At 74.6% G+C, this 4,691-nt stretch carries 2 protein-coding genes; both read left to right on the top strand.

Annotated features, from left to right (window positions below):
• On the top strand, window positions 1-1,990 hold a 1,990-nt coding region (locus ACWDCZ_RS38815), incomplete at its 5' end, for an ABC transporter ATP-binding protein (RefSeq protein ID WP_449818412.1).
• A gap of 209 nt (window positions 1,991-2,199) precedes the next feature.
• The coding region (locus tag ACWDCZ_RS38810; RefSeq protein WP_449818411.1) for an AMP-binding protein at window positions 2,200-4,691 on the top strand (2,492 nt) is incomplete at its 3' end.

Raw genomic sequence — 4,691 nt, 5'->3', positions numbered from 1 at the left:
GGGCCGGCCCGCCGCCGGACCGGGGGCGCGGCCGGACCGCGTTCCCGTCCTGCGCCCCGTCCTCGCCGTGGGCGGCGGGGCGGCGGCCGGCCTCGCGCTGATCCGCGGGTCGGCGCTGAGCAGGCAGCTGGTGGCGCTCGGCGGGGTCGCCGTCGCGACGGTCGCCGTCGTCCGGACGGCATGGCGCCGAGCGGTCGAGCGGACCAGGGAGCTGTCCGGGTCCGGCACCGGCCGGCACCCGCTGCGGGAGGTCGTCGGGCCGCACCGCCGGCGCCTCTACCGGGCCTCCGCGCTCTCGGTCGCCTGCCAGGTCTCGGAGATGGCGCTCGGCACCTTCCTCGGCTGGACCGCCCTGGTCCTCATCAAGGGCGAGGCCGCGCCGCTGGTCCGCTTCGGGCTGACCACCGCCACCTCCCAACTCTGGGGCCTGGCAGGGCTGGTGACCGTCGCCTGCGCCGCCGTGGCAGGCCTCTCGTACGCCTCGAACCTCCAGTGGCGCGGGCTCGGCCAGGACATCGAGCACGACTGGCGGAGCCGCACCTACGCCCATGTGCAGCACCTCGAACTGGGGCAGCTGGAAGGCGAGCGGACCAGCCGGATCGCCGGCGTGCTCACCGACGACGTCCGGCAGCTGGGCAGCTTCTTCGCCACCTCGGCCAACGATGTGCTGCAACTGGGCACCAGCCTGGCCCTGTTGGTGCCGGCGTTCCTGCTGCTGGCCCCGCAGATCGCCTGGATCGCGTTCCTGCCGATCCCGGTCATCGCCTGGCTGTCGCTCCGCTACCAGGACAGGGCCGCGACCGACTACGCCGTCTCCGGCGAGCGCCGGGCCAGGCTGCACAGCCAGCTGGTGAACACCCTGGAGGCCGGCGCCACGGTCAAGAGCTTCTGCACCGAGGACTACGAGGCCGAGCGCATCGACCGGCTCAGCGGGGAAGCCCAGGAGAGCAACCGGCAGACCGACCGGGGCACGATCCGGCACGCCGAGGTCGTCCGGGTCTGCACGACGAGTTCGATGGCCGGCACCCTGCTGCTCGGCGGCCGCTCGGTGCTCGACGGCACCCTGCGGTTCGAGGTGTTCAGCCCGCTGATCGGGCTGCCGCAGATGGTGATGCTGCGGATGAACCGGCTCGGCGGCATCGTCGACCAGTACCAGCGCACGCTCGCCGCCTACGACCGGGTCCACCGGCTGGAGGCCCTGCCCGTCGAGACCGAGGGCACCGGGGGAGCGCTCGACGTCGAGACGGTGAAGGGCGAGATCGTCCTCGACGGCGTGACCTTCGCCTACCCCGGACGGCCGCCGGTCCTGGAGGACCTCTCGCTGACCATCCCCGCCGGGCAGGTCACCGCCCTCGTCGGCGCCACCGGCTCCGGCAAGACCACCGTCGCCAAGCTGCTGATGCGCTTCCAGGACGCGGAGTCCGGCAGCGTGCTGCTCGACGGGCGGGACGTGCGCGACCTGCGCCGGCGCGACCTGCGCCACGCGATCGGGTTCGTCGCCCAGGACGCCTTCCTCTTCGACGGCACCATCGCCGACAACATCCGCTACGGCAGTTTCGGCGCCTCGGACGAGGCCCTGGTGGAGGCGGCCACGATGGCCGAGGCCCACACCTTCATCGCGACGCTGCCGGACGGCTACGACACGGTGATCGGCGAACGCGGCGCCGCCCTCTCCGGCGGCCAGCGGCAGCGGATCGCCCTGGCCCGCGCGATCCTCAAGGACGCGCCGGTCGTCGTCCTCGACGAGGCCACCTCGGCCGTCGACAACGAGACCGAGGCCGCCATCCAGCGCACGCTCCGGGTCTTCGCGGCCGACCGCACGATGGTCGTGATCGCCCACCGGCTCTCCACCGTCCGCCACGCGGACCGGATCTACGTCATGGACAAGGGCGGTGTCGTGGCCGAACAGGGCACCCACGACGAACTCATCGCCCGGCACGGACTCTACGCATCCCTCTGGCAACTCCAGGCCGGCGAACTCGCCGCCTGACCGCACCAGGCCGCTCCGCTTGCCGACAGCGTGATGCCACCCACCAGGCCGCTCCGCTTGCCGACAGCGTGACGCCACCGACCAGGCCGCTCCGCTCGCCGACAGCGTGACGCCACCCACCAGGCCGCTCCGCCCGCCGACAGCGTGACGCCACCGCAGTCGGCGCGTCCTGCGCGCCTGCCCGCCCACACTCTTCCGGAGGTCTTCCCATGTCCCGTCGCGACGGCGACGTCCTTCCCCTGACCGGGGCCCAGCGCGAGATCTGGCTCGCCGAACAACGCTCCCGCACACCGATCCCCGGCTACCGCGTCGGCGAGTGCCTGGAGATCCACGGGCCGGTCGACGCCGGGCTGTTCGAGACGGCGCTGCGCCGGGTGGTCGACGAGGTCGACGCCCTGCACGTGACCTTCGTCGACGACGGCGAGGGCCCGCGCCAGGTCCTCCGCGAGACCTGGGACTGGGCACCGGCCCACCTGGACCTCAGCGGGGAGCCCGAACCCCGTGCGGCGGCCCTGGAGTGGATGGAGCGGGACCTGCTGCGCCCGCTGGACCTCGCGCGCGACCCGCTGTTCGGCCACGCGCTGGTCAGGCTGTCGCCGACCGAGTACCTCTGGTACCTGAACTACCACCACGTGGTGCTGGACGCGATCAGCAGCTCGATGGTCCGCGGGCGGGTCGGCGAGGTGTACTCGGCGCTGGCCGACGGCGGCCCGGTGCCGCCGTCCCCGTTCGGCCCGCTGCGGGACCTGGTCGACAGCGACGCCGCCTACCGCGCGTCGGCGGGCTTCACCGCCGACCGCGACTACTGGACGGAACGATTCGCCGACCGGCCGGAACCGACCCGGCTGACCCGCACGGCCCCGACCGACCCGGACCGCGCGCTGCGGCTGGCCGAGGAGCGGGAACTGCGGCGCCCGGACGCGCTGCGCGCCGCGGCGGCGAGGACCGGCGTCCGCTGGTCCCGCCTGGTGGTCGCGGCGGCGGCGCTCTACGCGCACCGGCTGACCGGAACGCGGGACGTGGTGCTCGCCCTCCCCGTCACGGCCCGGCGGTCCGCCGACCGCGACCTGACGGCGGTGCCCGGCACGATGTCCAACGTGGTGCCCCTGCGGCTGACCGTACGACCGGACATGCCGTGGGGCGACCTCGTCGCCCAGGCGGCGCGGGAGGTCGAGGCGGCCGTCGCGCACGAGCGGTACCGCAGCGAGGACCTGCTGCGGGACCTCGGGGCCCCCGGCAGCATCGGGACGGCGTTCCCGCTGATCGTCAACATCATGGCGTTCAACTCCCGGCCGACCTTCGCCGGGCACCCCGCCTCCGTGCACCACTTCGTGTCGGGGTCGACCAGCGACCTGGCCGTCTGGGTGTTCGACTACCGGGACGGCAACCCGCCGCTGCTCAGGCTGCACGGCTCGCCCGAGGCGTACGGCGCGGACGACCTCGCCGCCCACCAGCGGCGGCTGATCGCCCTGCTCGACGCCGTCGCGGACTGCGACCCGGGCGAGCCGCTGAGCCGGATCGATCTGCTCACCGCCGAGGAGCACCGCGAGGTGGCGGCCCTCGGCACCGGGCCGACGGCGGAACTCCCGGCCGAGACCCTCCCGGAGCTGTTCCGGGCCCAGGTGGGGGCGACGCCGGACGCCGTCGCGGTGGTGGGGCCGGAAGCGTCGCTGACGTACGCGGAGCTGGACGCGCGGGCGAACCGGCTGGCGCACGCCCTGATCGCCCGGGGCGCCGAGCCGGAGCGGTTAGTGGCGGTGGCGCTGCCGAGGTCGGCCGAGCTGGTCGTGGCGATCCTCGCGGTGCTGAAGACCGGCGCGGCCTACGTCCCGGTCGATCCCGAGTACCCGGCCGCCCGGATCGCCCACCTGCTCGACGACGCCCGCCCGGCCCTGGTGGTGACCGACACCCTCAGCGCGGGGCGGCTGCCGGGGGAGGGCTCCGTCGACCGGCTGGTCCTCGACGACCCGGCGACGGCCGACCTGGTGAACGGCCAGTCGCCGGCCGACCCGATGGCGGCCGTCGACCCGGGCCACCCGGCGTACGTCATCCACACCTCCGGCTCCACCGGCCGGCCCAAGGGCGTGGCGCCGACCCACGGCGGCCTGCTCAACCTGCTCACCGACCTCCGGCAGGTCCACCTCCCGCCGGTGACGGGTGACCAGCCGCGGCTGCGGGTGGCCCTGACCACGTCGGTGTCCTTCGACGCCTCGTGGAACCAGCTGCTCGCCCTGTTCGCGGGCCACGAGCTGCACGTCCTGGACCACGGGACCTGGACCGACCCCGACGCCTTCGTCGGCTACGCGGCGCGCCACGGGCTGGACTACGTCGAAGCCACCCCGTCCTACCTCCAGGTCCTGGTCGCCCACGGGCTCCTGGGCGACGGGAACCGGCGCCCGGCGGTGGTCGCGGCCGGCGGCGAGGCCGTCCCGGAGCGGCTGTGGGCGGAACTGCGGGCGGCGGACGGGGTGTCCTGCCTCAACCTCTACGGACCGTCCGAGTGCACCGTCAACCCGGTGGTCGCCTCCGTGGGGTCGAGCCCGCTCCCGGTCATCGGCCGGCCCGCCACCAACGTCCGGCTCCACGTGCTCGACGGCGCCCTGCGGCCGCTGCCGGCCGGCACGCCCGGCGAGCTGTACATCGCCGGGCCCGGCCTGGCCCGCGGCTACCTGAACCGGCCGGGCCTCACCGCCGGGCGGTT

The organism is Kitasatospora sp. NPDC001225, from assembly GCF_053597855.1.
This window is presented reverse-complemented; position numbering and strand designations above follow the sequence as displayed.